The organism is Pseudaquabacterium terrae, assembly GCF_013266755.1.
GTDB classification, from domain to species: domain Bacteria; phylum Pseudomonadota; class Gammaproteobacteria; order Burkholderiales; family Burkholderiaceae_C; genus Pseudaquabacterium; species Pseudaquabacterium terrae.
In genome coordinates, this window is sequence record NZ_JABRWJ010000006.1 from 193,898 (window position 1) to 219,858 (window position 25,961).

At 71.6% G+C, this 25,961-nt stretch carries 25 protein-coding genes; 10 read left to right on the plus strand and 15 right to left on the minus strand.

Features of this window, described 5'->3' with window-relative positions; translation table 11 throughout:
- The first annotated feature begins 43 nt into the window (after window positions 1-43).
- The 8 genes from HLB44_RS20160 to HLB44_RS20190 all read left to right on the plus strand — a co-directional run bounded on the left by HLB44_RS20160 (window position 44) and on the right by HLB44_RS20190 (window position 9,263).
- Complete coding sequence (locus tag HLB44_RS20160) at window positions 44-1,255, plus strand: 6-phosphofructokinase (RefSeq protein WP_173125959.1); 1,212 nt, start codon at window positions 44-46, stop codon at window positions 1,253-1,255.
- Complete coding sequence (locus HLB44_RS20165) at window positions 1,252-1,884, plus strand: class II aldolase/adducin family protein (protein ID WP_343051428.1); 633 nt, start codon at window positions 1,252-1,254, stop codon at window positions 1,882-1,884. Before HLB44_RS20160 ends, HLB44_RS20165 begins: the two co-directional genes overlap by 4 nt.
- 240 nt (window positions 1,885-2,124) lie before the next feature.
- The gene (locus tag HLB44_RS38210) at window positions 2,125-5,226 is read left to right on the plus strand and encodes an endonuclease/exonuclease/phosphatase family protein (RefSeq protein ID WP_173125961.1); all 3,102 of its coding nucleotides are present in this window, start codon (window positions 2,125-2,127) and stop codon (window positions 5,224-5,226) included.
- Window positions 5,227-5,264: 38 nt separating this feature from the next.
- The gene (locus HLB44_RS20175; RefSeq protein WP_173125964.1) at window positions 5,265-5,771 is read left to right on the plus strand and encodes a PEP-CTERM sorting domain-containing protein; all 507 of its coding nucleotides are present in this window, start codon (window positions 5,265-5,267) and stop codon (window positions 5,769-5,771) included.
- Window positions 5,772-5,866: 95 nt separating this feature from the next.
- On the plus strand, window positions 5,867-6,727 hold the full coding sequence (locus HLB44_RS20180) for a tetratricopeptide repeat protein (protein ID WP_173125967.1): 861 nt from the start codon (window positions 5,867-5,869) through the stop codon (window positions 6,725-6,727).
- Between the two features lie 10 nt (window positions 6,728-6,737).
- On the plus strand, window positions 6,738-7,991 hold the full coding sequence (locus HLB44_RS20185) for a cystathionine gamma-synthase family protein (protein ID WP_173125970.1): 1,254 nt from the start codon (window positions 6,738-6,740) through the stop codon (window positions 7,989-7,991).
- Between the two features lie 13 nt (window positions 7,992-8,004).
- Window positions 8,005-8,130, plus strand: a complete 126-nt coding sequence (locus HLB44_RS37930; RefSeq protein WP_281375194.1) for a hypothetical protein — start codon at window positions 8,005-8,007, stop codon at window positions 8,128-8,130.
- 98 nt (window positions 8,131-8,228) lie between these two features.
- Window positions 8,229-9,263, plus strand: coding sequence for a threonine ammonia-lyase (locus tag HLB44_RS20190; protein ID WP_173125973.1), 1,035 nt, complete (start codon window positions 8,229-8,231; stop codon window positions 9,261-9,263).
- Here the strand turns inward: HLB44_RS20190 and HLB44_RS20195 are convergent.
- The 15 genes from HLB44_RS20195 to HLB44_RS20260 form a co-directional block, all read right to left on the minus strand.
- A complete protein-coding gene (locus tag HLB44_RS20195) occupies window positions 9,260-9,811 on the minus strand; it encodes a hypothetical protein (RefSeq protein ID WP_173125976.1) in 552 nt (183 codons plus the stop codon). The two genes, HLB44_RS20190 and HLB44_RS20195, sit on opposite strands and share 4 nt — an antisense overlap.
- Window positions 9,812-9,919: 108 nt before the next feature.
- On the minus strand, window positions 9,920-12,535 hold the full coding sequence (locus tag HLB44_RS20200) for an ATP-binding protein (RefSeq protein ID WP_173125979.1): 2,616 nt from the start codon (window positions 12,533-12,535) through the stop codon (window positions 9,920-9,922).
- A 57-nt stretch (window positions 12,536-12,592) separates the two neighbouring features.
- A complete protein-coding gene (locus tag HLB44_RS20205) occupies window positions 12,593-13,927 on the minus strand; it encodes a CE1 family esterase (RefSeq protein ID WP_173125982.1) in 1,335 nt (444 codons plus the stop codon).
- A 110-nt stretch (window positions 13,928-14,037) separates the two neighbouring features.
- Entirely contained in the window at window positions 14,038-14,784 is a 747-nt protein-coding gene (gene soxA / locus HLB44_RS20210; RefSeq protein WP_173125985.1) for a sulfur oxidation c-type cytochrome SoxA, read from the minus strand.
- Window positions 14,781-15,101, minus strand: a complete 321-nt coding sequence (soxZ, locus tag HLB44_RS20215) for a thiosulfate oxidation carrier complex protein SoxZ (RefSeq protein WP_173125988.1) — start codon at window positions 15,099-15,101, stop codon at window positions 14,781-14,783. The genes soxA and soxZ overlap by 4 nt, the downstream gene beginning before the upstream one ends.
- Before the next feature lie 6 nt (window positions 15,102-15,107).
- Entirely contained in the window at window positions 15,108-15,554 is a 447-nt protein-coding gene (locus tag HLB44_RS20220; protein WP_173125991.1) for a SoxY-related AACIE arm protein, read from the minus strand.
- Between the two features lies 1 nt (window position 15,555).
- Window positions 15,556-15,933: a sulfur oxidation c-type cytochrome SoxX gene (soxX, locus tag HLB44_RS20225; RefSeq protein WP_173125993.1), complete on the minus strand. Its 378-nt coding sequence runs from the start codon at window positions 15,931-15,933 to the stop codon at window positions 15,556-15,558.
- Entirely contained in the window at window positions 15,926-18,106 is a 2,181-nt protein-coding gene (locus HLB44_RS20230; RefSeq protein ID WP_173125996.1) for a xanthine dehydrogenase family protein molybdopterin-binding subunit, read from the minus strand. Before HLB44_RS20230 ends, soxX begins: the two co-directional genes overlap by 8 nt.
- On the minus strand, window positions 18,103-18,558 hold the full coding sequence (locus tag HLB44_RS20235) for a (2Fe-2S)-binding protein (RefSeq protein WP_173125999.1): 456 nt from the start codon (window positions 18,556-18,558) through the stop codon (window positions 18,103-18,105). Before HLB44_RS20235 ends, HLB44_RS20230 begins: the two co-directional genes overlap by 4 nt.
- A gap of 104 nt (window positions 18,559-18,662) precedes the next feature.
- Entirely contained in the window at window positions 18,663-19,229 is a 567-nt protein-coding gene (locus HLB44_RS20240; protein ID WP_173126001.1) for a YdeI/OmpD-associated family protein, read from the minus strand.
- A gap of 5 nt (window positions 19,230-19,234) precedes the next feature.
- A complete protein-coding gene (locus HLB44_RS20245; protein ID WP_173126004.1) occupies window positions 19,235-19,987 on the minus strand; it encodes a VOC family protein in 753 nt (250 codons plus the stop codon).
- An 87-nt stretch (window positions 19,988-20,074) separates the two neighbouring features.
- Window positions 20,075-21,163 carry an AmmeMemoRadiSam system radical SAM enzyme gene (gene amrS / locus HLB44_RS20250; RefSeq protein ID WP_173126007.1) on the minus strand — a complete coding sequence of 363 codons (1,089 nt, stop codon included), beginning with the start codon at window positions 21,161-21,163 and terminating at the stop codon, window positions 20,075-20,077.
- A 2-nt stretch (window positions 21,164-21,165) separates the two neighbouring features.
- Window positions 21,166-22,524 (minus strand): AmmeMemoRadiSam system protein B, encoded by a 1,359-nt coding sequence (gene amrB / locus HLB44_RS20255; protein ID WP_173126010.1) that lies wholly within the window; start codon window positions 22,522-22,524, stop codon window positions 21,166-21,168.
- A 59-nt stretch (window positions 22,525-22,583) separates the two neighbouring features.
- Window positions 22,584-22,709: a hypothetical protein gene (locus HLB44_RS37935; RefSeq protein ID WP_281375195.1), complete on the minus strand. Its 126-nt coding sequence runs from the start codon at window positions 22,707-22,709 to the stop codon at window positions 22,584-22,586.
- An 85-nt stretch (window positions 22,710-22,794) separates the two neighbouring features.
- Complete coding sequence (locus HLB44_RS20260) at window positions 22,795-23,457, minus strand: alpha/beta hydrolase (RefSeq protein WP_173126013.1); 663 nt, start codon at window positions 23,455-23,457, stop codon at window positions 22,795-22,797.
- Window positions 23,458-23,542: 85 nt separating this feature from the next.
- On the opposite strand from HLB44_RS20260, the gene HLB44_RS20265 reads away from it, so the two are divergent.
- On the plus strand, window positions 23,543-24,577 hold the full coding sequence (locus HLB44_RS20265) for a M14 family zinc carboxypeptidase (protein ID WP_173126016.1): 1,035 nt from the start codon (window positions 23,543-23,545) through the stop codon (window positions 24,575-24,577).
- An 87-nt stretch (window positions 24,578-24,664) separates the two neighbouring features.
- Entirely contained in the window at window positions 24,665-25,954 is a 1,290-nt protein-coding gene (locus tag HLB44_RS20270) for a tetratricopeptide repeat protein (protein ID WP_173126019.1), read from the plus strand.
- The last annotated feature ends 7 nt before the right edge of the window (window positions 25,955-25,961 follow it).

The window sequence follows — 25,961 nt, forward strand, 5'->3', positions numbered from 1 at the left end:
TATCGAGGGTCACGGACCTCGAGCACTTTTCAAGGAGTCCACGATGAACCCCACCAGGATCCTCGTCGCCCAGGGCGGCGGCCCGACCGCGGTGATCAACCAGTCGCTCGCCGGCGTCGTGCTCGAAGCGCGCCGCCATGCCGGCATCGAACGCATCTACGGCGCGCGCCACGGCGTGCGCGGCATCGTCAACGAGGACCTGGTCGACCTGACGCTGGAGACCGCGGCGAACCTCGAGGCGGTGGCGCAGACGCCGGCCTCGGCGCTCGGCTCGACGCGTGACAAGCCCGACCTCGCCTACTGCCAGAAGATCTTCACGACGCTCAAGGCGCACGGCATCGGCCAGTTCTTCTACATCGGCGGCAACGACTCGTCGGACACCGTGCGCATCGTCGCCGAGGAGGCCGCGCGCACCGGCTACCCGCTGCGCGCGATCCACATCCCGAAGACCATCGACAACGACCTGATGGGCAACGACCACACGCCGGGCTTCCCGTCGGCCGCGCGCTTCGTGGTGCAGGCCTTCGCCGGCGCGAACCTCGACAACGCGGCGCTGCCGGGCGTCTACGTGGCCGTCGTGATGGGCCGCCATGCCGGCTTCCTGACCGCCGCCGCGGCGCTGGCGCAGAAGTACCCCGACGACGGCCCGCACCTGGTCTACGTGCCGGAGCGCGAATTCCGCATGGACAGCTTCCTCGCCGACGTCAAGGCGGTGCACCAGCGCCTGGGCCGCTGCGTGATCGCCGTCAGCGAAGGCATCCACGATGCCGACGGCACGGCGATCGCGACGCAGCTGGCCGAGAAGGTCGAGCGCGATGCGCACGGCAACGTGCAGCTGTCGGGCACCGGCGCGCTGGCCGACCTGCTGTGCGACCAGATCAAGACCCAGCTCGGGATCAAGCGCGTGCGCGGCGACACCTTCGGCTACGTGCAGCGCTCGTTCCTCGGCTGTGTCAGCCCGGTCGACCAGCGCGAGGCGCGCGAGGTCGCCGAGCAGGCGGTGCAGCACGCGATGTGGAGCGGCCGCGACGGCTCGGTGGCGATCCGCCGCGTCGGCAACTATGCCGTCGACTACGTGCTGCAGCCGCTCGAAGCGGTGGCGGCGAAGACGCGCGTGATGGACGCCGGCTTCATCGCCGACAGCGGCAACCACGTCACCGAGGCTTTTCGCAGTTACCTGCGCCCGCTGCTGGGGCCCGACATGCCGCAGCCGCACCGCCTGCGTGCGCCGGCGGTGACCAAGGTCCTGGGGTGACGCCGGCCGAGCGTCTGGTCGAGCAGGCCCGGCGGCTGCGGCCGCTGGGCCTGGCCACCGGCACCTCGGGCAACCTCAGCGAACGCGGCACCGGCGGGATGTGGATCACGCCGAGCGGCATCGACTACGACCAGCTGCAGCCCGAGGACATCGTCTTCGTCGACGACGCGGGCCGCTGGCAGCATGCGCTGGCGCCGTCGTCGGAGTGGCGCATGCACCAGGCGGTGTACCAGGCGCGGCCCGAGGCCGGCGCGGTGGTGCATGGCCACCCGACCTATGCGACGGTGCTGGCGATCCGCGGCCTGGAGATCCCGCCGCTGCACTACATGATCGCCGCCGCCGGCGGGCCGACCATTCGCTGCGCGCCCTATCACACCTACGGCACGGCCGAGCTGTCGGCCGCCGCCGTCGCCGCGCTCGACGGCCGCAAGGCTTGCCTGCTGGCGAACCACGGCCTGCTGGCCTTCGAGCGCGACCTCGAGCGCGCGATGTGGCTGGCGCGCGAGGTCGAGACGCTGGCGCAGCAGTACGTGATGTGCCTGCCGCTCGGCGGGCCGGTGCTGCTCGACGAGGCCGAGATCGCGCGGGTGGTCGAGAAGTTCGCGCACTACGGTCAGCGCGCGCGGTAGGTGCACGTGGCGGGTGCACTCCGCAGTGCATGCGGCAGGTGCACGCACCGCCTCGGGTTTATCCGCACCCCGCCATTCTTCGGGTTAGCCCGGGGATTTCTCGCTATTTTGACCGAATGGTCAAGTTTCGATCGCTGTCAAGCACCCGGCTGCGGGGTGCGCCATGACTTGCTAGTCATGGCACCGTCACCGCCCGCCACTCAGATGGCGGGTTGACCACAAACAGCAGGAGCTTGCCCCGTGATCAGTCTCCAGAACGGTTCGACCTACACCCAGAACTTCGACACGCTCGCGTCGAGCGGAGCCTCGTCGGTGTTGCCCGACGGCTGGTTCTTCAGTGAGTCCGGCACCAGTGCCAACAACAATGGCCTGTACACGGCCGGCAACGGTAGCTCGAATGCCGGCGATGTCTACAGCTTCGGTGCCGCCGCCAGCAGCGAACGCGCATTCGGCGGCCTGCTCTCGGGCAGCCTGACGCCGACGATCGGCGCGCAGATCAGCAACGACACCGGCGCGACGCTGGTCTCGCTGGCGCTGTCCTATTTCGGCGAGCAATGGCGCTTCGGCACCGCCGGCCGCAACGACCGGCTCGACTTCCAGTACAGCCTGAATGCCACTTCGGTGGGCGACACGGCCGCCACCTGGACCAACGTCGACACGCTCGACTTCACGGCCGGCACACCCGCCGCCACCGGCCCGCTCGACGGCAACCTCAACCGCGTCGCGGTCAGCGGCAGCATCGACAACCTGAACCTGGCGCCCGGCGCGACGATCTGGATCCGCTGGAACGACTTCAACGCCAGCGGCGCCGACGACGGCCTGGCGATCGACGACCTGAACCTGACGCCGACCACCGGCGGCGGCGGCACGCCCGTGGTCAACCTGTCGGTCAGCAGCGCGACCGCCTCGGAGGCCGACGCCACCGTGATCACCGTGACCGCGACGGCGACGCAGGCCGTCAGCGGCGCGCAGACGGTGAGCCTGGGCGTGAGCGGCAGCGGCATCACGGCGGGCGACTACCTGCTGAGCGGCACGACCATCACCATCCCCGACGGCCAGACCAGCGGTTCGGTGACCTTCACGGTGCAGGACGACGGCGTCGCCGAAGGCAGCGAGACGGCGGTGCTGACGATCAGCGACCCGAGCAGCGGCCTCTTGCTCGGCGGCACCACGACGCAGAACATCGTCATCACCAACAACGACAGCGGCCAGCCGCCGCTGAAGATCGCCGAGATCCAGGGCGCGGCCCACATCTCGCCGCTGCTCGATTCGGCGACCGACACCGCACCGGTGCAGAACGTGCGCGGCATCGTCACCGCGATCGGCGCCAACGGCTTCTACCTGCAGGACCCGCAGCCGGACGCCAACCCGGCGACCTCCGAAGGCATCTTCGTCTTCACCGGCGCCAACTCGCCGATCCTCGCCGCGCGCTCGGTCGGCGAAGCGGTGCAGGTCAGCGGCACGGTCGGTGAGTTCCGCGCCGGCGGCGCCGCGTCGAACAACCTGACGGTGACGCAGATCTCGAACAACGCCGGCGTGCAGGCGCTGTCGGTCAGCGCCTGGGCCGGCGCGCCGGCCGGCGGCATCACGCCGACGGTGATGGGCGTCGACCGCGTGATCCCGAACAGCGTGATCCACGACGACTTCACGACGCCGGCGCACGTCGAATCCGGCGGCGACTTCGACCCGGCCACCGAAGGCATCGACTTCTACGAGAGCCTCGAAGGCATGCTGGTGCAGGTCAACAACGCGGTCACCAGCTCGCCGACGATCAGCTTCAGCAACAACTCGCAGGAGATCTGGGTGCTGGCCAACGGCGGCGCCGGCGCCAGCAGCACCACCGCGCACGGCGGCGCGCTGATCAACGAGAACGACTTCAACCCCGAGCGGCTGCAGCTCGACGACCTGATCAATGGCACCGTGATGCCGACCGTCGATGTCGGCGCGCAGCTCGGCACCGCGGTCGGCGTCATCAACTACGACTTCGGCAACTACGAGGTGCTGGTGCCGGCGGCGCCGGCGGTGGTTGCCACGTCGCCGCTACAGCGCGAGGTGACGACGCTGGCGGCGAACGCGAACCAGCTGCGGCTGGCGAACTTCAACGTCGAGAACCTCGACCCGAGCGACGGCGCGGCGAAGTTCGATGCGCTGGCGCAGGCGATCGTCGACCATCTGCTGGCGCCGGACATCATCACGCTCGAAGAGGTGCAGGACAACAGCGGCGCGACGAACAACGGCGTCGTCGACGCCAACGTCACGCTGCAGATGCTGATCGATGCGATCGCCGCGGCCGGCGGGCCGACCTACCAGTTCCGCCAGCTCAATCCGGTCAACGGCCAGGATGGCGGGGAGCCCGGCGGCAACATCCGCGTTGCCTTCCTGTTCAACCCGGCGCGGGCCGGCTTCGTCGAGGGGTCGCTGCAGCGCCTGACCGACACCGACCTAGCCAACGGCGACGCCTTCGCCTCGAGCCGCAAGCCGCTGGTCGGCACCTTCACCTTCCACGGCGAGGCGGTGACCGTGATCGGCAACCACTTCAACTCGAAGGGCGGCGACCAGGCGCTGTTCGGCGCGACGCAGCCGCCGATCCTGTCGAGCGAAGTGCAGCGCCAGCAGCAGGCCGAGATCGTCGGCGACTTCGTCGAGGGACTGCTGGCCGCCAACCCGCAGGCCAACGTGATCGTCGCCGGCGACCTGAACGACTTCGAGTTCGCGAACCCGGTCGAACGCTTGAAGGACGCCGGCCTCGATGCGCTGATCGAGACGCTGCCGGCCAACGAGCGCTACAGCTACAACTTCGAGGGCAATGCGCAGACGCTGGACCACGTGATGGCCAGCGACCGGCTGATGGGCCGGCTGGTCGGCTTCGACGTGGTGCACATCAACTCGGAATTCGCCGAGCAGATGAGCGACCACGATCCGAGCGTCGCCGCGTTCACGATTGCGCTCGGCCAGGTCATCAACGGCACCAATGGCCGCGACACGCGGATCGGCACCGCGGCCAACGACACGATCAAGGGCGGTGGTGGGCGCGACCTGCTGACGGGCGGCGCCGGGGCCGATGGCTTCGTGTACACGAGCCTGCTCGATGCTGGCGATGTCATCACCGACTTCCAGCCGGGCGTCGATTACCTGGTCATTCGCGCGCTGCTGACGAGCGTCGGTTATTCCGGCAGCGATCCGGTAGGCGCCGGCTATCTCGGCCTCACCGCCGGCAATGGCCGCAGCTACGTGACATTCGACGCCGATGGCGCCGCCGGTCCGGGCGCCGCGCGCGTGCTGGCCGAGCTGACCGGCGTCGCCGCCTTCGACCCCGATCTGCTGCTGGCGCCGGGCGCCTGAGCATCTCCTTCACCGAACACCGACGAAAGCACATCCACATGATCAAGAACACCTTGCAAGCGCTGGCCCTGGCGGCTGGCTTCGCGCTCGCGCCCGTCGCGCAGGCGGCCCTCGTCAACGGCAGCTTCGACGTGATCATCGACACGGCCGGCGCGCTGAACGGCCAGACCTTCAGCGGCAGCTTCAGCTTCGACGACGCCACCTTCGTGCCCGGCTTCGGCGGCGACGAGTTCGCGCCGCTGCTGAGCTTCGGATTCGAATTCGCCGGGCTGCAGTTCGAGCTCGGCGACCTGGTCTATGGCGACGCGGTGCGCTCCGCTGGCGCCTTCAGCGGGCTCGATGCGGCGGGCGCGAGCTTCAGCTTCATCCCGGCCACGGGCCCCTTCGCCGCCAGCTTCGCCTTCGACCTGGCCGGCGTCGGCGCGGGCAACGGCAACCTGAGCTTCGTGCTGCAGCCGGCGGTGGTGCCGGAGCCGGCGAGCCTGGCGCTGGTGGCGCTCGGCCTGGCCGGCATCGGCGCGGCGCGGCGGCGCGCACGCGGCTGAAACAGCAAGGGGCTTGCAAGCGCCGCGCGCGGGCCCCATCTTTGCCCCGTTCAGCCATGACCGCCGCGTGCGGTGCGTTGCAAGGAGCGAGAGCGATGAAACGCTGGTGGGTATTGATCGGGGCCCTGCTGTTGTCGCTGGCTGCGTGGGCGGTGCCCACCGTCGACCAGGTGCAGGCCGAAGTGGCGCGCGGCGACCACGCGCGCGCCGAATCGATGATGCGCGAGGTGGTCGCGGCGCGGCCGTCGAGCGCCCGGGCGCAGTACGTGCTGGCCGAGGTGCTGGCGCACAACGGCAAGCTCGACGAGGCGCAGCAGGCGGTGCAGCGGGCACGGCAGCTCGATCCGAAGATCGGCTTCACCGCGCCCGACAAGTTCGCGCAGTTCGAACAGCAGCTGCAGCGTGCGCAGCGGGCCGCCGCCGCGCCGCAAGCTTCGCCGCGCGAACTCTCGACCACCGCACCGGCCGCCATCGAGCGCCCGCGTGCGGTCGCGCCGGCCGCGCCGAGGCCGGCGGCCTCGGGTGGCGGCATTCCCGGCTGGGCCTTCGGTCTCGGCGGCGCGGTGATCGCGTTGCTGGTCTGGCGCATGCTGGCCGCGCGCCGGCGTGCCGCGGCGATGCAGCAGCAGGCGGGCATGGATCCGCGCTGGGCCGGCCAAGGCGGCATGCCCGGCACGCCGGCCGGTGGCGCCGGCGGCGGCCTGATGGGCGCGGGCCTGGCCGGTCTCGGCGGCTTCGGGCTCGGCATGCTGGCCGACCGCATGCTGCGTGGCGACGATGCCCATGCCGCCGGCACCGGCCAGAGCGCTGAAGCCGGCGCCGGCGGCCAGGGTGGCCTGGTGCCGGGGTTGTTCGACGATGCCGGCGACGTGACGCAGCGGCCGATCGACTTCGGCGGCGGAGATGGTTGGGATGGTGGCGGCGGCGGTGATGCCGGCGGCGGCGACGGCTGGTAAAACGCGGGGGATGAGCCCCGACCACGACCCGACGCCCGAATCCACCCTCACCCGCCTGCTGCACGCCGACCGCCGTGCCGGCGTCGAGCAGGGGGCGCTGCACAAGCCGATGCACCCGGCGGCGACCTTCGGCTACCGCACGGCGGCCGAGCTGGTCGCCGTGTTCCAGGGCCGGCAGGCGGGTTATGTCTACGCCCGCCAGGGCAACCCGACCGGCGCGGCGCTCGAAGCCAAGCTCGCGCTGCTCGAAGGCGCGCGTGCCGCGGCCGGCTTCTCGACCGGCATGGCGGCGATCGCCGGCATCCTGCTGGCGCTGCTGAAAGCCGGCGACCATCTGGTCGCCAGCAAACACCTCTTCGGCAATACGCGCAGCCTGCTGCAGACGATGCAGGGCTTCGGGCTGGGCGTCAGCTTCGTCGACACCGTCGACGCCGCCGCGGTCGAAGCGGCGCTCGAACCGGCCACACGGCTGGTCTTCGTCGAGACGATCGCCAACCCGGCGACGCAGGTCGCCGACCTCGACGGCATCGGCCGGCTCTGCAGTGCGCGGGGGCTGCTCTACGTTGTCGACAACACGATGACGACGCCGGCGCTGTTCCAGCCGCGCACGGTCGGCGCGGGGCTGATCGTGCATTCGCTGACCAAAGGCCTGTCCGGCCATGGCGACGCGATGGGGGGCGCGGTGGTCGACACCGGCTGCTTCGACTGGCAGCGCTGGCCGCACATCGCCGAGGCGTACCAGACCGGCGACCCGGCCGGCTGGGGCCTGCTGCAGATCCGCAAGCGCGGTCTGCGCGACTTCGGCGCGACGCTGCGCGCCGAAGATGCCCATCGCATCGCCACCGGCATCGAGACGCTGGCGCTGCGCAGCGTGGCGACGAATGCCAACGCGCTGGCGCTGGCGCGCTGGCTCGAAGCGCAGCCGGCCGTCGAGCGCGTGTTCTACCCCGGGCTCGAAAGTCACCCGCAGCATGCGCGCGCGAAGGCGCTGTTCGGCGGCCGCTTCGGCGGCTTGCTGGCCTTCGAGCTGAAGGCCGGCATCGATCCGCTGGCGGTGCTCGACCGCCTGCGCATCGTGATCCTGTCGAGCCACCTGAGCGACAACCGCACGCTGGTGATCCCGGTCGCGCAGACGATCTTCTGGGAGCTCGGGCCCCAGCGCCGCGCCGAGATGGGCATCGCCGACGGGCTGCTGCGGCTGTCGGTCGGCATCGAGGCGCTGGCCGACCTGCAGGCGGATTGGGCCCAGGCGCTTCGGGTCTGAAAGCGCCTGTGCGATGATCGCGGCCTCCATGGCCTCGTCCTCGTTCCACCGCTGCACCGCCCACGTCACCGTGGTCTGCATCGGCACGACCGAACGGGCCGGCCAGCGTCTGCAGATTCGAATTCGCCAGGGTCGTTGAGCTGCGGCTCCCGCGAGCCGGTGCTCGGCGATCCCGCTGATGCCAACGCGCCCCTCGGGCGCGAATCAACGCTCATCACCGACTCTGGAGAATTGAAAATGCAAGCCTTGATGCAGGACGCCGCTGCCGCGTCTTTTACCGCCTATCCCTCCCTCGACGAGCTGCGCGCCACCGCGGCGCGATTGCAGGGCCGCGTGCTGCGCACACCGGTCTGGCGCTGGCAGACGGGGGTGGTCGCCGAACGCCTGGCGCCGGCCACCGAGGTGTGGCTGAAGCTCGAGCTGCTGCAGCGCAGCGGCAGCTTCAAGTTGCGCGGGGCGCTGAACAACGTGGCCGTGCTGGACGACGCTGCACGGGCGCGCGGCGTCACGGCGGCGAGCGCCGGCAACCATGCGATGGCGGTCGCGCTGGCGGCGCAGGCCGCCGGCACCCCTGCAAAGGTTGCCATGCCCCGCCACGCCAGCCCGGCGCGCATGGCCGCCTGCCGCGCCGCCGGCGCCGAGGTGCTGCTGTTCGACACCATCCACGACGCCTTCGCCGCGGCACGCGCGCTGGTCGAGAGCGAAGGCCGCACGATGATCCACCCCTTCGACGGCCCGCTGACGGCTGCCGGCACCGGCACCGTCGGCCTCGAGCTGATGGAGCAGGTGGCCGGGCTCGACGCGGTGGTCGTGCCGGTCGGCGGCGGTGGCCTGGCCGGGGGCATCGCCGCGGCGGTCAAGCAGCTGAACCCGCGCTGCGAGGTTTTCGGCGTCGAGCCGCTCGGCGCCGACGCGATGGCGCGCAGCTTCGACGCCGGCGCGCCGGTGACGCTGGAGCGCGTCGACACCGTCGCCGACAGCCTCGGCGCGCCCTATGCGATGGACTACAGCTTCGGCGTCTGCCGGCGCTTCGTCGACGAGGTCGTGCGGGTCAGCGACGACGCGTTGTGCCAGGCGCTGCACTGGCTGTTCCGCGACATGAAGCTGGCGGTCGAGCCGGCCGGCGCGGCGGCCACCGCGGCGCTCTTCGGGCCGCTGCGCGAACGGCTCGACGGCCGCAAGGTGGCGTTGATCGTCTGCGGCGCGAACCTCGATGCCGACACCTTCGCACGCCTGCTGGCGCGCGGCGCGGCACTGGATCAGTCAGCCTAACGTATGAAGTCCACGGGCATGGTGTCGGCGTAGGCGTTCGGCGACACCGTGCCCAGCGGCAGCGTCTTCTCGGCCGCTTGGGCCGCCTGGGCGGCCTGGGCCGCCGCCTGCCGCCGATCGTGTTGCTCGGCGAGCAGCCGCATCTGGACCTGCGCCAGCAGCGGATCGGCCGACGCGGTCAGCACGTCGAGCTGCGTCAGCAGCCTTGCCAGCGTCTGATCCGGCAGCTCGCCGAAGGATCCGAAGCCCTGGTGTTCGAGCAGCTGCGCGAGGAAGCGCAGATGCGGGAAGGCGCGGCGCGCATCGGGATGCTGGTCCAGTCGCGCCTTCACCGCGGCCGCCAGCGCCGGAGCATCGGCCGCGCGGGGCGACCGCGCGGGCTTTGGCGGTGCTGGGCGCTTCTGCGGGCCGGGCTGCTGCGCGTTGCCCTGGCGGTCGGTGCGCAGGACGCCCCAACGCACCAGCCACCGGCGCAGCAGCGCGGGCAACGAGAAGCCGCGCGCGGGAGCCGGTGCGGAGGGGTCGGAGCGGGGGCGCAGGGTGGACATGGCGGCAGTGCTTCGGACGCGGTGGGGTCGAACGGGATATCGGCCGCCGCCGCCCGCAACTTGAACCCGTGCCTGCCGATCGTTGCTGCGCCGGGGCCTCCAGCGGCGTCAACCCGTCCCTGCCGGCGATCGGACGAGGATCTGGGCGACCTCGCCGCGCGAGCTCAAGCCCAGCTTCGCGAGCAGGTGCGCGACATGGTGTTCGACGGTGCGCGGCGAGCGGTGCCAGAGCGCGGCGATCGCGCGGTCGCTCAAGCCTTGCGCGAGGTGTCCGACCAGCGCGCGCTCGCGCGGCGTCAGGCCGAGCGGGTCGGCGCGCGTGGCCTTGGCGCGGCCGCGCGGCACGGTCGCGCCGAGCTCGCGAAGCCGGCGCCGGGCCAGCGCCGCCGCCGGTGCGGCGCCGAGCGCTTCGAACAACGCCAGCGCGCGTTCGAGCTGCGCCGAATCGCCGCCGAGCAGCGCCAGCGCGGCCTCGTAGCGGTTGCCGAGCGCGCTCCACGCGGCCGCGGCGTCGTCGAGCCGGCCCTGCAGCTCCGCGGCGCAGGGCGCGGCAACCCCGTCCGGCGGCAAGGCGTCGAGAGCGCCGAGCCGGCGCCGCCACACCGCGAGCTGGCCGCAGCGCCACGGTTCGCCGGTGGCGCTGGCGGCGCCCCAGGCGCTGTCGACGATGCGTCGCAATTCGTCGCGGCGGCCGAGCAGCCAGGCCGCTTCAGCCGCGGCTGGGGCGGGCGGTGCGTACCACGGGGCCGGGTCCGGCCCGCGGCGGCCGGCCAGCACCTGCGACCAATAGCCGCGCGCCGCGGCCTGGCCGCGCCGCAGCGCAATGCGCATGCGGTGCTGCTCGCACTGCGCGCGATCGATCGGCAGCAGCCCGGGTTGTTCGAGCAGCGCGGCGAGCTCGTCGTCGGCGCGCGCCCACTCGCCGGTCTCGATGCGGCCGAACGCGCGGCGGATGCGGATGCGCGTGGCGTAGAGCTCGAAGTCGCGCGCTTCGCAGTAGGCCAGTGCTTCGTCGCACAGCTGCGCGGCGCGCTCGGCATGGCGGTGCACCAGCGCGTGGGCGATCAGGTTCATGTAGGCGCGCGCGGCCTGCTCGGGCCAGCCGCGGTCGAGCGACATGCGCAGGCTGCGCTCGAGCCGGCCCCAGGCATCGGCGCGGTCGGCGCGCACCAGCTCCTCGGAGCCGACGGTGTTGAGCGCATGCGCCAGCGTCTCGTCGTCGCGGCTCGCTTCGGCCAGCGCCAGCGCGCGGCGGCCCCAGTCCTCGGCGGCGCGCGACGGATCGAGCAGGTGCAGCTGGGCCATCACCGCGTAGGCGCGCGCCAGCTCGCGCGGCCGGCCCAGCGGCTCGAGCAAGCTGATCGCCTCGGCCGCGAGGCGCTTGCCGCCGGCCGGGTCGCCGCGCAGCCACAGCAGGCGTGCCAATCGCGCCAGCCCGAGTGCGGCACCCACCGCATCGCCGCTGTCGCGGTGCAGCGTGATCGCCTGCTCGCGCGCGGCCTGTGCGCGGTCGAGCTCGGCGATCAGCTCGCATTGCTCGGCCTGGTCGGTCAGCAGCGCGGCGCGCAGGGCGGGCGGCGCGTGGGCGCTGCGTTCGAGCGCCATCGTGTACAGGGCAGCCGCCTGCCGATGCGCCGCGGCGCGTGCGGTATCGGCGGCGGCCTGCGGCGCGAGCTGCAGCACCTCGGTGTCGAGCCCGGCGCCCTCGGCATGGTGCACGCGGCGGGTCGCGCTGGCCTCGGGCAGCGCCTGCAGCAGCTGGCGGTGCAGCGTGCGGCGGCGGCCGTCGGCGAGCGCCGATTCGATGGACCGCCGGGCCAGCTCGTGGCGGAAGACGATGGTGTCGCCGCTGCTGGTCAACAGGCCGCTGGCGGCGCATTCGTCGAGCGCATCGAGCAGGTCGGCGTCGATCGCGGCGAGCACCTGGCGTTCGAGCGGCACCGGCGAGACGCTGGCCGCGTCGAGCAGCCGCCGCGCCGTCGGCGCCAGGCGTTGCGCGCGCGCCAGCACGGCGTCCCGCACCGAGGCCGGCAGCGCCTGGCTCGACTCGCCGCCGAGCAGCTCGGTGATGAAGAACGGATTGCCTTGCGTCAATCGGTGCAGCCCGCGCGGCGAGCGGCCGGCGCGGCGCGCGGCGAGCTCGACGCCCTTGGCCGACAGCGGCACCAGCGGCAGGCGCAGGGTCGCCGCCGGCGGCAGCCCGGCGATCACGACGTGCAGCGGATGCTCGGGCGGCAGCTCGTCGTCGCGGTAGCTCAGCACCAGGCCGAGCGGCAGCCCTTCGATGCGGCGGCCGAGGAAGCGCAGCAGGTCGAGGCTGGCGTGATCGGCCCATTGCGCATCGTCGACCACCAGCACCAGCGGCGTGCGGCGCTGGCGCAGCCAGGCCAGCAGCTCGGGCATCACGTCCTGCACGCGGTGGCCGCGCTGCACCAGCGCGGCGAGGCCGGGCGGCAAGCCGTCGAGCATGTCGAGCAGGGGCCCGAGCGGCGTCGGCGACAGCAGCGGTTCGCACCAGCCGACCAGCCAGTCGAGCCGCGCCGGTGCCGCCGCGCGCGCGGCGTTCAGCAGGCTGGTCTTGCCGACGCCGGCCTCGCCGTGCAGCAGCAGGCAGCGCCCCGCTGCGCCCGGCGCGGCGAGCTGACGCAGCCACGTTGCAAGCTGCGTCAGCGGCATCTCACGCTCGATCAGCGGCGGCGCGCCCGGCGCCGCGCAGTGCTGCATGCGAACCCCCTCGATCCTGGGGCCGCATGGTACCGACGCATGGGGGCGGGGGCCGGCTCAGGGCAGCGACTTGTCGCGGAAGAAGTTCCACAGCAGGTCGGGCATGTAGTTCGGGTAGTGGTGGTCCAGGCCCTGGATCACCGCGGTGAACAGCGTGTTGCCGCCGGCGGGCACGGCAGTGCTCGTCGAGTGCTGGTAGACGCTCATCAGGTGGCCGTAGAGGGTGACCTGCTGCCACGTGTAGCTGTCGGCCAGGCTCAGCACGCCGGTGAAGGGCTGCGTCATGTGCTGGAAGCGCGGCGACGCGCCGACGTCGGTCAGCGGCAGGGGGTTCTCGGCCGAGGCGTTGTAGCGGTCGTCGCGATCGCCGATCGCGTAGATCATCGACATCGGGCGCGCTGCCGCACCGCTCAGCCGGGCCTGCGCGCCGCCGCCATTCGATGCCGCGGCGGCGAGCAGGTCCGAGGCCTCGTGCGCCAGCCGCAGCGCCATCTGCCCGCCGTTGGAGAAGCCGCTGACATAGATGCGGCGCGTATCGGCGGCGAAGCTCGTGGTGAGGTCGGTGACCATCGCGCGGAAGAAGGCGACGTCGTCGGCCAGCGGGTGGTCGACCGCGGCCAGCACATCGGCGGGCAGCGTCGCGCGCTGTTCGGCGGTGCACAGCGGGCGTTCGCTCGGCTCGCCGAGGAACGCGTCGGCCCATTTGGTCGGCGTGCGGCGTTCCGCCGGATGGTCGAAGACGCCGTTGGCGTTGTCGTCCTCGTAGAGGCAGTGGCGCAGTGCCGTCGGGAAGACGGCGATCAGGCCTTCCGCATCGGCCTTCTCGCGCCAGCCGGAGTGGTTGTAGAACTCCTCGCCGGTGCCGGTGGTGCCGTGCAGCATGAAGACCGTCGGCGTATGGGTCAGGCCGCGTGCGCGCCACGGCAGGTAGACGATGTAGTGGCGGATCAGCCCGCCGATCACCGCCTGGCGCTGCAGCTTCAGGCCGCAGGCCGCCGGGTGGGCGTTGCAGTAGTCGGCCACCGAGCTGACCCGCACCGGCTCGATCAGGTTGCCGACGGCGGGCCCGCGTACGTAGATGTCGTTGGCCGTGAAGCCGACGCAGTTGCCGGTGCCCGGGTAGCAGCGGTAGACGTAGGGCGAGAGCACCTGCGTCGGCTGCGGGCCGGGGAACAGGCTGGCGTAGTTCTGCTCGATGTACGGCAGCAGCGTCACTGCAAGCGCTTCGTTCAGCAGGTCGTCGGAGATCGTGAAGAGCGCGCGGCGGCGGGCGTCGGCCGGCTCGGCGGCACCGGGGCTGTCAGCCGCGGGGCGCTCGCCGCCGCCGCAGGCACTGAGCACGGCCAGCGACGTGATGGCGACGAGGCGCGCGAGGGTGCTCGGGAACTGCATGGTGATCCTCCTGTCTTGCGATGAGGGCAAGACTAGGTGCCGCGGCAGCGCTCGCGCGCCGCGCCGGCTACCCGGAAATCAACTGCGGTCTACCTAGTTTTGCGCAGTGATCACGGCCGCACCGCCGGCACTTCCAGCGCCATGCCCGCAGCGCGGCGCGCCAGGTAGACCTCGAGCGCGAGCCACTCGTCGGCCTGCGGCGCCCAGGCTTCGGCGCGCACGCCGGTGACGCAGTTGCGCAGCCGCCGCTGCAGCGAGCCGAGCGCTTGCCATTCGAGGCGATAGGCCGGGTAGCCGGTGGGATGGCCCTGCGGAATGCGCGCGCCGCCGAGCCGCAGACCGGCGCGCTGGTCGTGGCAATGCAGGCAGGCGAGGTCGAGCTGGCCGAGGCGCTGGCGGTACAGCGTCTCGCCGCGCGCCTGCCAGGCGTCGAGCGCGCGGTGGGTATCGGGCTGCAGCGGCCGGCCGCGCGCCAGGTGGCCGAGGTAGGCGGCATGGGCCAGCACCTCGGCACCGTCCGGCCCCTGCACCGCGGCGTGTTGATGGCGCACGCGACAGCGATCGATGCTGGCGGACAAAGTGAGCGGCCGTGCGGCGGCCGGATCGAAGCGCGGGAAGCTGGCGGCGATCGGCGGCAGCGTGTCGGTTGCGTGGCAGGCGACGCAGGCTCGGCCCTGCGCCGGCGCGCGTGACCACAGCGCCTGGCCCTCCTGCACCCAGAGCTGGCCGGGGTTCTGCGTGTCGTCACGCTGCAGCGCCTGCAGCGCCGGGCTCAGGTCGTCGAAGCCGGAGCGGCGCGTGTCGGCGGCCATCGCGGCCAGCGCCGTCAGCAGCAGCGCGCTCGCGGCCCGCCTCATGCCACCCGCACGGCCACCGACTCGACCTGCACGAAGCCGTTGTCGCCTTCCCAGCGCAGCTGCAGCGTGCCGCTGCGTTCGGCGCGCCAGTGGAAGGCGAGGTAGGGGTTGGCGGCGATGGCCGGGTACAGCGTCGCGGCGAACACCGGCTCGCCGTCGAAACGGGCGCTGAACTGCGTGACGATGTCGCGCGGCAGCACGCGGCCATCGGCATCGGGCCGGAAGCCGCTTTCCATCGGATGCGCGAGCGTGACGCGGATCTCGACCACCTCGCCGCGCTTCGGGTTCGGGGGCACATGGATCAGGACGCGCGCCACGACGTTCTACCCTTCAATGCACGCGGCCAGCGTGACCAGCACGTCGACGCGCTGCAGGCCGATGCTGCCGTCGGAAAAGCGCGCCAGCGTGGCGAGCTGCTGCGAGGTGGCGAGGCGGATGCGCGTCGAGACGACAGCGCGGCCCGACGCCGGCGACAGCCGGAAGCGCGCGACGTCGCGCTGCGGGTTGTGCTCGTTGAAGACCGCAATCTCCTGCACGTGGTCGGCGGCGGTCATCGGGCTGTCGACGCGCACTGTGATCGGCACGGCATTGCCGTTCTCGACCAACGGCGCGATCTCCAGTACCACGCGGCCTTCGCGCGGCTGCGCGGCGCCGGCCCAGGCGCGGATCGCCGCGTCGAGCGTCGGAACCTGCGCGTGCGCGGGCAGCAGCGTGAACGCCCACAGTGCGCCGGTCGACTGCAGCACGGTGCGGCGCGACAGCGTGCTCATGTCAGTGCAGCGTCGCGAGATACGCGACGACGTCCTCGATCTGCTGCGCATCCAACAGCGGCTTGCCGCGCTGCGCCGGCGCGGCACGCGTCAAGCCGTCGATGCGCCCATACGCCGGCATGATCGTCTCGGGATTGAAACGCTGCGGCTCGACGATGCGCAGCCGCAATTGCTCGGCATTCAGTCGCGCACCGACACCCGCCAGGTCGGGCGCCAGATCGCCGCGCAGGTGCGCCGGCACGCCGGGCGCCGGATGGCACAGCACGCATTGGCTCAATGCGCGATTGGCGACGATCGCGGCGCCGCGCGCCGGATCGCCCGGTGCGGCGGCCATCGCCACGTTGCACAGCCCGAGCAGGAGCCACCACCCTCTACCCATGCTTCAGGTCATGGTGCTTCAGCGGCAGCTCGCGAATGCGCTTGCCGGTGGCGGCGAAGATCGCATTCAGCACCGCCGGCGCGGCGACCGCGATCGTCGGTTCGCCGACACCACCCCAGAAGCCGCCCGAGGGCATCACGATGGTCTCGACCTTCGGCATCGCCGCCATCTGCAGCACCGGGTAGGTGTCGAAGTTGGCCTGCTGCATGCGGCCGTCCTTGATCGTGCATTCGCCGTACAGCGCGGCCGACAGGCCGTAGGCGAACGAGCCTTCGACCTGGGCCTCGATCTGCTGCGGGTTGACCGCATGGCCCGAGTCGGTGGCGGCGACGATGCGGTGGATCTTCAGCGCGCCGGCCGGCGACACCGAGACCTCGGCGCAGGCCGCGACGTAGCTGCCGAAGCCCATGATCTGCGCCAGCCCCCGATGCACCGGTAAACCGCCGATCGGCGCCGCCGGACGGTCCCAGCCGGCGCGTTCGGCCACCGCGTTCAACACCGCCAGGTGCTTCGGGCTGCCGGCGAGCAATTGCCGCCGCAGCGCCAGCGGGTCCTGCTGGGTCGCGTGCGCGATCTCGTCGAGGAAACACTCGACGTAGATCGCGTTGTGGTTCAGGTTCACGCCGCGCCAGAAGCCGGGCCGCACCGGCGGGTTGCGCATCGCATGGTCGACCAGCAGGTTCGGCACGCCATAGCCGAACGCGCCTTCGGGACCGCCGTTGTTGAGGCCCTGGAACACGACCGGATCGAGCCCGTTGCGCACGTTCTGCGGGAACAGCCCGGCGAGGATCGATTGGCCCGAGGTGCGCATGTGCAGCGCCTGCAGCTGGCCTTGCGCGTCGAGGCCGGCCTTCAACTTGCACATCGTTATCGGGTGGAAGAAGCCATGCAGCATGTCCTCTTCGCGGCTCCAGATCAGCTTGACCGGCGTGCCCGGCAGCTCCTTGGCGATCGCCACCACTTGGCGGATCCAGTCGGTCATGCCGCGGCGGCCGAAGCCGCCGCCCAGGTGCAGCTTGTAGACCTCGCACTGCGCCGCGGGCAGGCCGGCGGCTTCGGCGGTTGCGGCCAGCGCGGACTCGCCGTTCTGCGTCGGTGTCCAGACCTCGCAGCGTTCGGGCGTCCCCGCGGAGCCCGGCGTGAACCTTGCCGTCGCGTTCATCACCTCCATCGTCGCGTGGTTCTGGTACGGGTAGCTGTAGACCGCCTCGATGGTGCGCGCCGCGCCGGCGAGCGTCTCGCGCGCCTTGCCGCGCTCGTGGCCGACCACCGCTTCGGGCGCGTCGAGGCCGGCCTTGAGCAGCGCGGCGACATCGGCACTCGACAGCTTGGCGTGCGGGCCTTCGTCCCATTCGATGGTCAGCGCGTCGAGCGCGCTCTTGGCATGCCACCAGGTGTCGGCGACCACCGCGACCGCGCTGTCGCCGACCGGCACCACCTTCTTGACGCCGCGCCGGCCGGCGATCGACGCCGCATCGAAGCGCTTGACCTTGCCGCCGATCACCGGGCAGTCGCGGATCGCCGCGTTCAGCATGCCGGGCAGCGCGAGGTCCATGCCGTAGACCTGGCGGCCGTTGAGCTTGTCGGCGGTGTCCAGGCGCTTGACCGGCTTGCCGGCGATCTTCCAGCTCTTCGGGTCCTTCAGCGTGATCTCGGTCGGCGGCGTCAGCTTGGCGGCCGCGGCGGCGACCTTGCCGTAGCTGGTGCGCTTGCCGCTAGTCGTGTGCGTGATGACGCTGGCGGCGGCCGTGCATTCGGCCGCCGGCACTTTCCATTGTTCGGCCGCGGCCTGCACCAGCATCATTCGCGCCGCGGCGCCGCCCTTGCGCACATAGTCGTGCGATTCGCGCACGCCGCGGCTGCCGCCGGTGGAGAAATTGCCCCAGGCGCGGTTGCGCTTCAGGTTCTGGCCGGGCGTCGGGTATTCGGTGCTCACCTTGGCCCAGTCGCATTCGAGCTCCTCGGCGACCAGCTGCGCGAGGCCGGTCAGGCTGCCCTGCCCCATCTCGCTGCGCGCGATGCGGATGATCACCGTGTCGTCGGGCTTGATCAGCACCCAGGCGTTGAGCTCGGGGTTCGCGGCCGCCTGCGGCACCGCCGGGATGTGGAAGCCGAGCGTGAAACCGCCGGCGCTGGCCGCGCCGGTCGCGGCGATGAATTCACGGCGCTTCATGCTTGCACTCCTGCCGCGCGCTTGATCGCCGCGCGCACGCGGTTGTAGGTGCCGCAGCGGCAGATGTTGGTCATCGCCGCATCGATGTCGGCGTCGGTCGGCTTGGGCTTGTCCTTCAGCAGCGCGGCGGCGGCCATCAGCATGCCGGACTGGCAGAAGCCGCATTGCGGCACGTCGAGCTCGGCCCAGGCTTTCTGCAAGGCATGGCTGCTGTTGGGCGACAGGCCCTCGATCGTCACGACCTTCGATTTGGCTTCGACGGTCGACACCGGGCGCACGCAGGAGCGCGTCGGCACGCCGTCGATCAGCACGGTGCAGGCGCCGCATTGCGCGACGCCGCAGCCGTATTTGGTGCCGGTCAGGGCGAGCTGCTCGCGCAGCACCCACAACAGCGGCGTGTCGGGTTCGGCGTCGTGCGTGCGCTGCTTGCCATTGACGTTCAGACGGGCCATCGCGGGATCTCCTCGTTCGCGGATCGAAGCCGGCGGATCATGGCGCGGCGGCGGAGACCCTGGCAAGCGTAGTGCTCTAGCCGAGCTCCCTCCGGCGCTGTCGCTCACTCCACACGTTTGCCGGCAGCGCTGGTCTCAATCAGCTTCTGCAGCCGCTTGGCCTGTGTCGCCGGCAGCTTCGCGCTGATGACCCACCAGGTGATGACCTTGCGGTACGACGGGGGCTGGCGGCTGAAGAAGGCCCACGCGGCGGGGTCGGCGCGCAGCGCCGCTTCCTGCTCGGGGCTGAAAGTGATCGTGCCCTGCTCGAAGGCATAAACGCGCGACTTGTCTTCGCGCCGATTCGCGAAGGCCGTCTCGCCGGCGGGCAGCACGCGGCCCGCGGCCTGCAGTTCACCGAAGCGCTTGATGTTGACGGCGCTCCAGATGCTGCCCGCGCGGCGCGGCGAGAAGCGGATGACGTAACGCTGATCGTCGAGGCGCTTGCGCACGCCATCGATCCAGCCGACGCACAAGGCTTCGTCGACCGACTCCGGCCAGCTGATCGACGGCTGGCCGGAGTCCAGCTTCCAGAAGCCGACCCACTGCGGTTCGGCGCGCGCGTGCTGCGTCTTCAGCCAGCGCCGGAAGTCGGCGGCACGCGCGAAGTAGCGGACGTCGCCGACTTCCAAAGGGCTCAGGCTTGCGCCGGGATCAGCTTGATCACCGCGAAGGTCGCGCCCTGCGGATCGATCAGCACCGAGAAGCGGCCGATGCCGGGGATGTCGGTCGGCGGCACCATCGTGCGCCCGCCGAGGGCCTGCGCCTGCGCCGTCGTTGCATCGGCATCGGCGACGGCCACATAGGGCACCCACTGCGCCGGCGCATCGCTGCGCATGATGCCGCCGCGCGATTGCCCGCCCTTGGCCAGCATGTAGTAGCTGCCCTGCTCGCCCATGTCCATCGTCTCGTGGCCGTAGCCGAAGGCGGCCTCGTAGAAGGCCAGCGCGCGCCGTGGATCGGCTGTCCACAGCTCGTTCCAGCACCACTGGCCGGGGGGCGCCTGCGGCACGTCGGGGCGGTCGCCCTGCGTGCTCTTCCACAGCGAGATCACCGCGCCGGTCGGGTCGACGATCGTCGCGCCGCGGCCGACGACGCCGAATTCGGTCGGCCCCTGCAGCGACTTCGCGCCGGCGGCCAATGCCGTGCGGTGGCTGTGGTCGACGTCCAGCACCGACAGGAAGCCGCGCCATTGCGGCGCTTCACCGGACTTGGCGGCCACGAAGCCGCCGATGCCGTCGCTGCCGTTCATGATCAGCGGATAGCGGTCGTCGCCGATCGGCATCATCTCGACATGCCATCCGAGCAGGCGCTCGTAGAAGCTGCGCGCCGCGCCGGTGTCGGCGGACAGGTGTTCGAACCAGACGAATTTGCCGGGCAGGGGGTCCATGGTGCGCCTCGTCGGTGATGGTTGGGGGGAGCGTTCAGCATAGACCTGCATCGGCGCGCTGACCATCGCCCTTTCGGCAAAGCCGCATCAGGCCAATCGGACCGGGATGCGGCGGCGGCCGAAGCCGCGTTCGAAGCGGGCCGCGAAGTGGCCAGCGAGGCGTCGGCCGCACTCGGGGCAGCCGCCCTCGGCCGTGAGCCGGTAGTCGCCGATCTGGTACCAGTCGCGCTCGATCAGCAGCGCGCTGCAGCCAGCGCAGTAGGTGCTGCCACCGGCACCGTCGTGCACGTTGCCGGTGTAGACGTGCTTCAGCCCCTGGTCGAGTGCGATGCGGCGCGCGCGCGTCAGCGTCGCCGGCGGTGTCGGCGGCCGGTCGGTCATCTTGTAGTCGGGATGGAAGGCGGTGAAGTGCAGCGGCACTTCCGGGCCCAGGTGCTCCAGCACCCAGCGGCTTTCGGCCTCGATCTCGTCGTCGCTGTCGTTCAAGCCGGGGATCAGCAGCGTCGTGATCTCGAGCCAGCAATCGGTCTCGTGATGGATGTATTCGAGCGTCTCGAGCACCGGCGCGAGGTGCGCGCCGGTCTGCTGGAAATAGAAGGCCTCGGTGAAGCCCTTCAGGTCGACATTGGCCGCGTCCATCTTCGAATAGAAGACGCGGCGCGGCTCGGCATGGATGTAGCCGGCGGTCACCGCGACGGTCATCACGCCGCGTGCGTGGCAGGCGTCGGCGCAGTCCATCGCGTACTCGGCGAAGATGACCGGGTCGTTGTAGGTGAACGCGACGCTGCGGCAGCCCGACTCGATGGCCGCCTCGGCCAGCCGCTCGGGCGTGGCCTCGTCCATCAGCCGGTCCATCTCGCGGCTCTTCGAGATGTCCCAGTTCTGGCAGAACTTGCAGGCCAGGTTGCAGCCGGCGGTGCCGAAGGACATCACGCTGGAGCCCGGATGGAAGTGGTTCAGCGGCTTCTTCTCGATCGGGTCGACGCAGAAGCCGGAGCTGCGGCCCCAGGTCGTCAACACCATCTGGTCGTCGATGCGCTGGCGCACGAAGCACAGGCCGCGCTGGCCTTCGTGCAATCGGCAATCGCGCGGGCACAGGTCGCACTGGATGCGGCCATCCTCCAGCCGGTGCCACCAGCGCCCCGGATGCCTCGACTCAGCAACGCCGCTGCTCATCGCTACTCCTCGAACTTCTCCACGCTGTAGCGCGACAGCTTCACCCCCGGCGCCCAGAAGTCGGGCGGCAGCCCGGCCTTGTGCTTCAGCGCGCGCAGGAAGGCGGTGGGGTCGGGCAACTCTTCCCAGACCTGCGGCAGGAACGTCGCGCGGCTGTCGCGCCAGTCGAGGATCACGCCGTCGATGCCGGGCCGCAGGGCGGCGAGCGCCTCGGCTTCATCGTGCGCGGGGATCTCCACCGCCGGGCCGAGCAGCGACACCTCGATCTGCAGCCCCGGCCACTCGGCCAGCGTCAGCGGCGCGAAGCGGCCATCGTGAAACGCGGCGGCGACGGCGTTGCTGCGCACGTCGGCGCCGAGCGGGCGCACCGCCTCGAGCCGGCCGACGCAGCCGCGCAGGCGCCCGTCGGCGCTGCGCAGCGTGACGAAGGTGGCGCCGGGTTGCTCGAAGTCCGGCAGATCGCGCACCGGCGCGGGATCGAGGCCGAGCGCCTTGGCGATCGCTTCGCGCGCCGCGGCGAGCAGCGCCGGCCCGAGCGTGGCCGGATCGTCCTGCGGCGCCACCGGTTCGAAGGCGATGGCCGCGTAACCGACGACGCGGCGCCGGTCGCCCTCGGGGCTGTCGGCCGAGGTGCATTGGGCGAGCAGCCGCGGCTCGAGCCGCTCGGCGCGGGCGATCTGCAGCGTGCCGTTCAGCGCCGCGGCGCCGCAGGCCTCGTCACCGTCGAGCGCCTGGTCGAAATGCAGGATGCGCTCGACCGTCGCGTGGTCGCGCGCCTGCGCCGCGGCTTCGCTCAGGTAGTGCGACAGGTCGGAGCTGACGATCACCAGCGTCTCGTCGCCACCCCACAGCCGGCGCACGACCGCGGCGACATCGTCGGGCGTCGCGTGGCCGACGACCAGCGGCACCAGCGTGAAGCCGTCGCCGAGCACGGTCTGCAGGAAGGGCAGCTGCACTTCGATCGCATGCTCGTGCGCATGCGCGGCGCTGCTGTGCAGCACCTGCGGCAGGTCGCGCAGGTCGTCCATCGCGGCGAGGTCCAGCGGCACCGTGCCGAGCGGGGTCTCGAACACGGTTTCGGCCGGCAGCGCCAGCCCGTGCAGCGGCACGCGGTGCGCCGGCGCCAGCAGCACGACGCGGCGGATGCGCTCGCGCCACGGCCCGAGCAAGGCCATGCCCTGGGCGGCGCAATCGCCGCTGTAGACGTAGCCGGCGTGCGGCAGGACCAGCAGCTTCGGCGGCCGCGCGCGCGGCGGCTCGGCGCGCGTTTGGGCCAGGTGCCGGGCGACGCTGCGGCGCAGCGCCGCAGGCTCGGCCGGGTAGAACATCCCGGCAACGGCGGCGGGGCGGGTGGCGGCCATGGGCGGATCCCCTCTGAGCTCTGGTGTTCAGAGTCAGTGTGGGCCGCCGCGGCCAAAGTTCAAGCGCGTCGGCGTCGGGTTGTGCCGGCGCGCAGCAGCGCCCAGCACTCGAACAGGCCTGCCAGCAGCGTGCCGGCGATCGCCAGCGCAGGATGGCTGACGAGGCGGTGGAAGCGGACTGTCATCGAAGGACCTCCGGACGGCGGCGGTCCAGGCTAGGTCGCGCCGATGACGGCGGCGTGACGAAACGGTGTCAGGGCCGCCTTGGTCTCAAGCCAGCACGCGCAGCAACCACTGGTTCAGCGCGGCGATCTCCTCCAGGCACACCGAGTGCTCCATCGGGTATTCGTGCCAGTCGACGTCGTGGCCGAGTTCGGCCAGCGCATCGCGCGCGGCAATGCCGCGCAGCACCGGCACCACGCCGTCCTGGCTGCCGTGGGCGAGGAACACGGGTGTGTCGGCATTGGCGGCGTGGCGCTCGCCGGCGGTGCTCGCCGCCAGCGCCAGGTAACCCGACAGGCCGGCCAGCCCGGCGAGCCGCTGCGGATACCGCAGCCCTGCCAGCAGCGTGATGGCGCAGCCCTGCGAGAAGCCGGCCAGCACGATCCGATGTGCCGGCATGCCGCGCGCGACCTCGCGGTCGATCAAGGCATGCACCAGCGCCAGCGACTCGCGCAGCCCGGCCTCGTCCTCGCGCCGCACCAGGTCGTTGCCGAGGATGTCGTACCAGGCGCGCATGCGGTAGCCGCCATTGATCGTCACCGGCCGAACCGGCGCGCGCGGCATCAGGTAGCGCACCGGGCCGATCGCCGACAGGTCGAGCTCGTCACACATCGGCAGGAAGTCGGTGCCATCGGCGCCGAGGCCGTGCAGCACGATGACGCTGGCCACCGGGTCGGCGGCGGGATGGAGTTCGATCGTGGCCAGGCTCATGTCGGGATCCGTTCAGCAGAGGGTTTGTGCGCATGGTAAGCGGCTACTTCGCTGCGTCACATGCCGCAGCTAGGGTGGCGGCCGCATGACCGGCCCTCCCACCCCGCTGCCCGAACTGCGCGAGCTGGAGGCCTTGATCGCCGCCGGCGGCTCGCGGCTCGATGCGCGGCGGGCGGGCGAGGTCGCGCTGGGATCGCAGCGACTGCCGCTGTGGGTGATCACGCTCGGCAACCCGGCGCCGGACCGGCCCGGCTTCGGCGTCTTCGGGGGCGTGCACGGGCTCGAACGCATCGGCGCCGAGGTGGCGCTGGCCTTTCTGCGCAGCCTGGTGATGCGGCTGCGCTGGGACGCGACGCTCGAACGGCTGCTCGAGGACCTGCGCATCGTCGTGATGCCGCTGGTCAACCCGGGCGGCCTGCGGCTTGGCACGCGCGCCAATCCGCACGGTGTCGACCTGATGCGCAATGCGCCCGTCGATGGCGAGGACCACCTGCCGTGGCTGCTCGGCGGGCATCGGATCTCGCCGCGGCTGCCGTGGTACCGCGGGCCGGCGGGCGCGCCGATGCAGGCCGAGGCGCAGGCGCTGTGTGCGGTGGTCGAGGCCGAGCTGCTGCCGCGGCCGTTCAGCCTGGTCGTCGACTGCCACTCCGGATTCGGCCTGCACGACCGGCTGTGGTTTCCGTTTGCGCACACCGCGCGGCCGTTTCCGCACCTGGCCGAGCTGCAGGCCTTCTGCGAGATCCTCGACCAGTCGCTGCCGCAGCACCCTTACCTGGTCGAGCCGCAGAGCCTGCAGTACCGCGCCCACGGCGACCTGTGGGACCACCTGGTGCTGCAGGGCGAGCGCATGGCCGCGGCGCCGGTGCTGCTGCCGCTGACGCTGGAAATGGGCTCATGGCTGTGGGTCAAGAAGAACCCGCGCCAGCTCTTCTCGCGGCTCGGGCTCTTCAACCCGCTGATCGGCCACCGCCAGCAGCGCGTGCTGCGGCGCCATGTCGCCTGGCTGGACTTCGCCGCCCGCGCCGCGGCCAGCGCGGCACGCTGGTTGCCGCAGGGCGACGAGCGTGCGCGGCGGCATGAGGCGGCGCTGGCGCGCTGGTATCGCACGAGTGCGCGGTAGTGACTGGTCACGACCCCGGTGCCCCCGGGCCATCGATCGCCGCCTACACTCTCGCCCCCATCTCTTCCGCCTGCAGGACTCTTCGGCATGTTCGCGAACCGTTCTTCCGCCCGCCGCCTGGCGCTCGTTTCCTCGTTGATGTCGGCGCTGCTGGCGGCCACCGTGCCGGCCGCCGCGCAAACCGCCGCGCCGGCGGCCAGCGCGCCCGCCGGTCCGACCGTGCGGCCGGAGGTCGGCAACCCGCTGACCGCCGCGCAGGCGCTGGTCCGCAGCAACCAGGGCAAGGAAGCGCTGGCCAAGATCGCCGAAGCCGAAGCCGCGCCGAATCCGACGCCCTACGAGCAGCATTCGATCAATCACACCAAGGCCGTCGCGGCGCTGGCAGCCGGTGACTCGGCGCAGTCGCTGCTGCTGTTCGAGAAGGTGCTGGGCTCGCGCTTCCTGCCCGAGAAGGACCGTCTGCCGATCACCGAATCGACGGCCCGGCTGGCGATCCAGACCAAGAACCATCCGAAGGCGCTGGCGCAGCTGAAGAGCTACAAGAGCCAGGGCGGCGCCGATGCCGCGCTGCTGCGCGCCTATGCGCAGCTGCTCGCCGAGGCCAACGACTTCGCCGGCGCGGCCGCCGAAGCCAAGGCGCAGATCCAGGCCGAGGAAGCCGCCGGCCGCAAGCCGCCGGAGTCGCTGTACCGCATCCTCGGCTTCAGCCAGCAGAAGCAAGCCGACAACACCGGCTACGTGCAGACGCTCGAGAAGCTGGTGCAGACCTACCCGACGCCCGACTACTGGGCCGACCTGGTGTCACGCACCGTGCGCAAGCCGGGCTTTGCCGACGACCGCCTGCGGCTGGACGTCTACCGGCTGCAGCGCGCGCTCGGCGTCGCGCTGCAGGGCGACGAGATCGCCGACATGGCGCAGCGGGCGGTGCAGATCGGCCTGCCTGCCGAAGCGCAGAAGCTGCTCGACGAAGGTTATGCGGCCGGCCTGCTCGGCAAGGGCAAGGACGCCGCCGCGCACGCCAAGCTGCGCGAGCAGGCGACGAAGGTCGCGGCGCAGGACCAGAAGACCTTCGGCGACAGTGAAGCCGCGGCTCAGAAGGCCAAGGATGGCAATGCGCTGGTCAACCTGGGCGTGGCGCTGGCCGGCACCGGGGCCTACGACCGCGCGGCGACGCTGATCGAGCAGGGCATATCGCGCGGCGGGCTGCGTCGGCCGGAAGAGGCCACGCTGCACCTGGGCTGGGTGCAGTGGCGCGCCGGCCGCGCCGACGATGCGCTGCGCAGCTTTGCGGCCGTCAAGGGGGGCGACGAAGGCACGGCCGACCTGGCGCGGCTGTGGGGCTATCACCTGCGCAACAGCGGCGCGAAGAAGTCCTGAACCCGTT

What these genes read in the sequence shown, in the direction of transcription:
- HLB44_RS20160 (WP_173125959.1), top strand. Translation starts at nt 44, where the DNA reads ATGAACCCCACCAGGATCCTCGTCGCCCAGGGCGGCGGCCCGACCGCG.
- HLB44_RS20175 (WP_173125964.1), top strand. Translation starts at nt 5,265, where the DNA reads ATGATCAAGAACACCTTGCAAGCGCTGGCCCTGGCGGCTGGCTTCGCG.
- HLB44_RS20180 (WP_173125967.1), top strand. Translation starts at nt 5,867, where the DNA reads ATGAAACGCTGGTGGGTATTGATCGGGGCCCTGCTGTTGTCGCTGGCT.
- HLB44_RS20185 (WP_173125970.1), top strand. Translation starts at nt 6,738, where the DNA reads ATGAGCCCCGACCACGACCCGACGCCCGAATCCACCCTCACCCGCCTG.
- HLB44_RS37930 (WP_281375194.1), top strand. Translation starts at nt 8,005, where the DNA reads ATGATCGCGGCCTCCATGGCCTCGTCCTCGTTCCACCGCTGCACCGCC.
- HLB44_RS20190 (WP_173125973.1), top strand. Translation starts at nt 8,229, where the DNA reads ATGCAAGCCTTGATGCAGGACGCCGCTGCCGCGTCTTTTACCGCCTAT.
- HLB44_RS20195 (WP_173125976.1), bottom strand. Translation starts at nt 9,811, where the DNA reads ATGTCCACCCTGCGCCCCCGCTCCGACCCCTCCGCACCGGCTCCCGCG.
- HLB44_RS20200 (WP_173125979.1), bottom strand. Translation starts at nt 12,535, where the DNA reads ATGCAGCACTGCGCGGCGCCGGGCGCGCCGCCGCTGATCGAGCGTGAG.
- HLB44_RS20205 (WP_173125982.1), bottom strand. Translation starts at nt 13,927, where the DNA reads ATGCAGTTCCCGAGCACCCTCGCGCGCCTCGTCGCCATCACGTCGCTG.
- soxA (WP_173125985.1), bottom strand. Translation starts at nt 14,784, where the DNA reads ATGAGGCGGGCCGCGAGCGCGCTGCTGCTGACGGCGCTGGCCGCGATG.
- HLB44_RS20220 (WP_173125991.1), bottom strand. Translation starts at nt 15,554, where the DNA reads ATGAGCACGCTGTCGCGCCGCACCGTGCTGCAGTCGACCGGCGCACTG.
- soxX (WP_173125993.1), bottom strand. Translation starts at nt 15,933, where the DNA reads ATGGGTAGAGGGTGGTGGCTCCTGCTCGGGCTGTGCAACGTGGCGATG.
- HLB44_RS20230 (WP_173125996.1), bottom strand. Translation starts at nt 18,106, where the DNA reads ATGAAGCGCCGTGAATTCATCGCCGCGACCGGCGCGGCCAGCGCCGGC.
- HLB44_RS20235 (WP_173125999.1), bottom strand. Translation starts at nt 18,558, where the DNA reads ATGGCCCGTCTGAACGTCAATGGCAAGCAGCGCACGCACGACGCCGAA.
- HLB44_RS20245 (WP_173126004.1), bottom strand. Translation starts at nt 19,987, where the DNA reads ATGGACCCCCTGCCCGGCAAATTCGTCTGGTTCGAACACCTGTCCGCC.
- amrS (WP_173126007.1), bottom strand. Translation starts at nt 21,163, where the DNA reads ATGAGCAGCGGCGTTGCTGAGTCGAGGCATCCGGGGCGCTGGTGGCAC.
- amrB (WP_173126010.1), bottom strand. Translation starts at nt 22,524, where the DNA reads ATGGCCGCCACCCGCCCCGCCGCCGTTGCCGGGATGTTCTACCCGGCC.
- HLB44_RS37935 (WP_281375195.1), bottom strand. Translation starts at nt 22,709, where the DNA reads ATGACAGTCCGCTTCCACCGCCTCGTCAGCCATCCTGCGCTGGCGATC.
- HLB44_RS20260 (WP_173126013.1), bottom strand. Translation starts at nt 23,457, where the DNA reads ATGAGCCTGGCCACGATCGAACTCCATCCCGCCGCCGACCCGGTGGCC.
- HLB44_RS20265 (WP_173126016.1), top strand. Translation starts at nt 23,543, where the DNA reads ATGACCGGCCCTCCCACCCCGCTGCCCGAACTGCGCGAGCTGGAGGCC.
- HLB44_RS20270 (WP_173126019.1), top strand. Translation starts at nt 24,665, where the DNA reads ATGTTCGCGAACCGTTCTTCCGCCCGCCGCCTGGCGCTCGTTTCCTCG.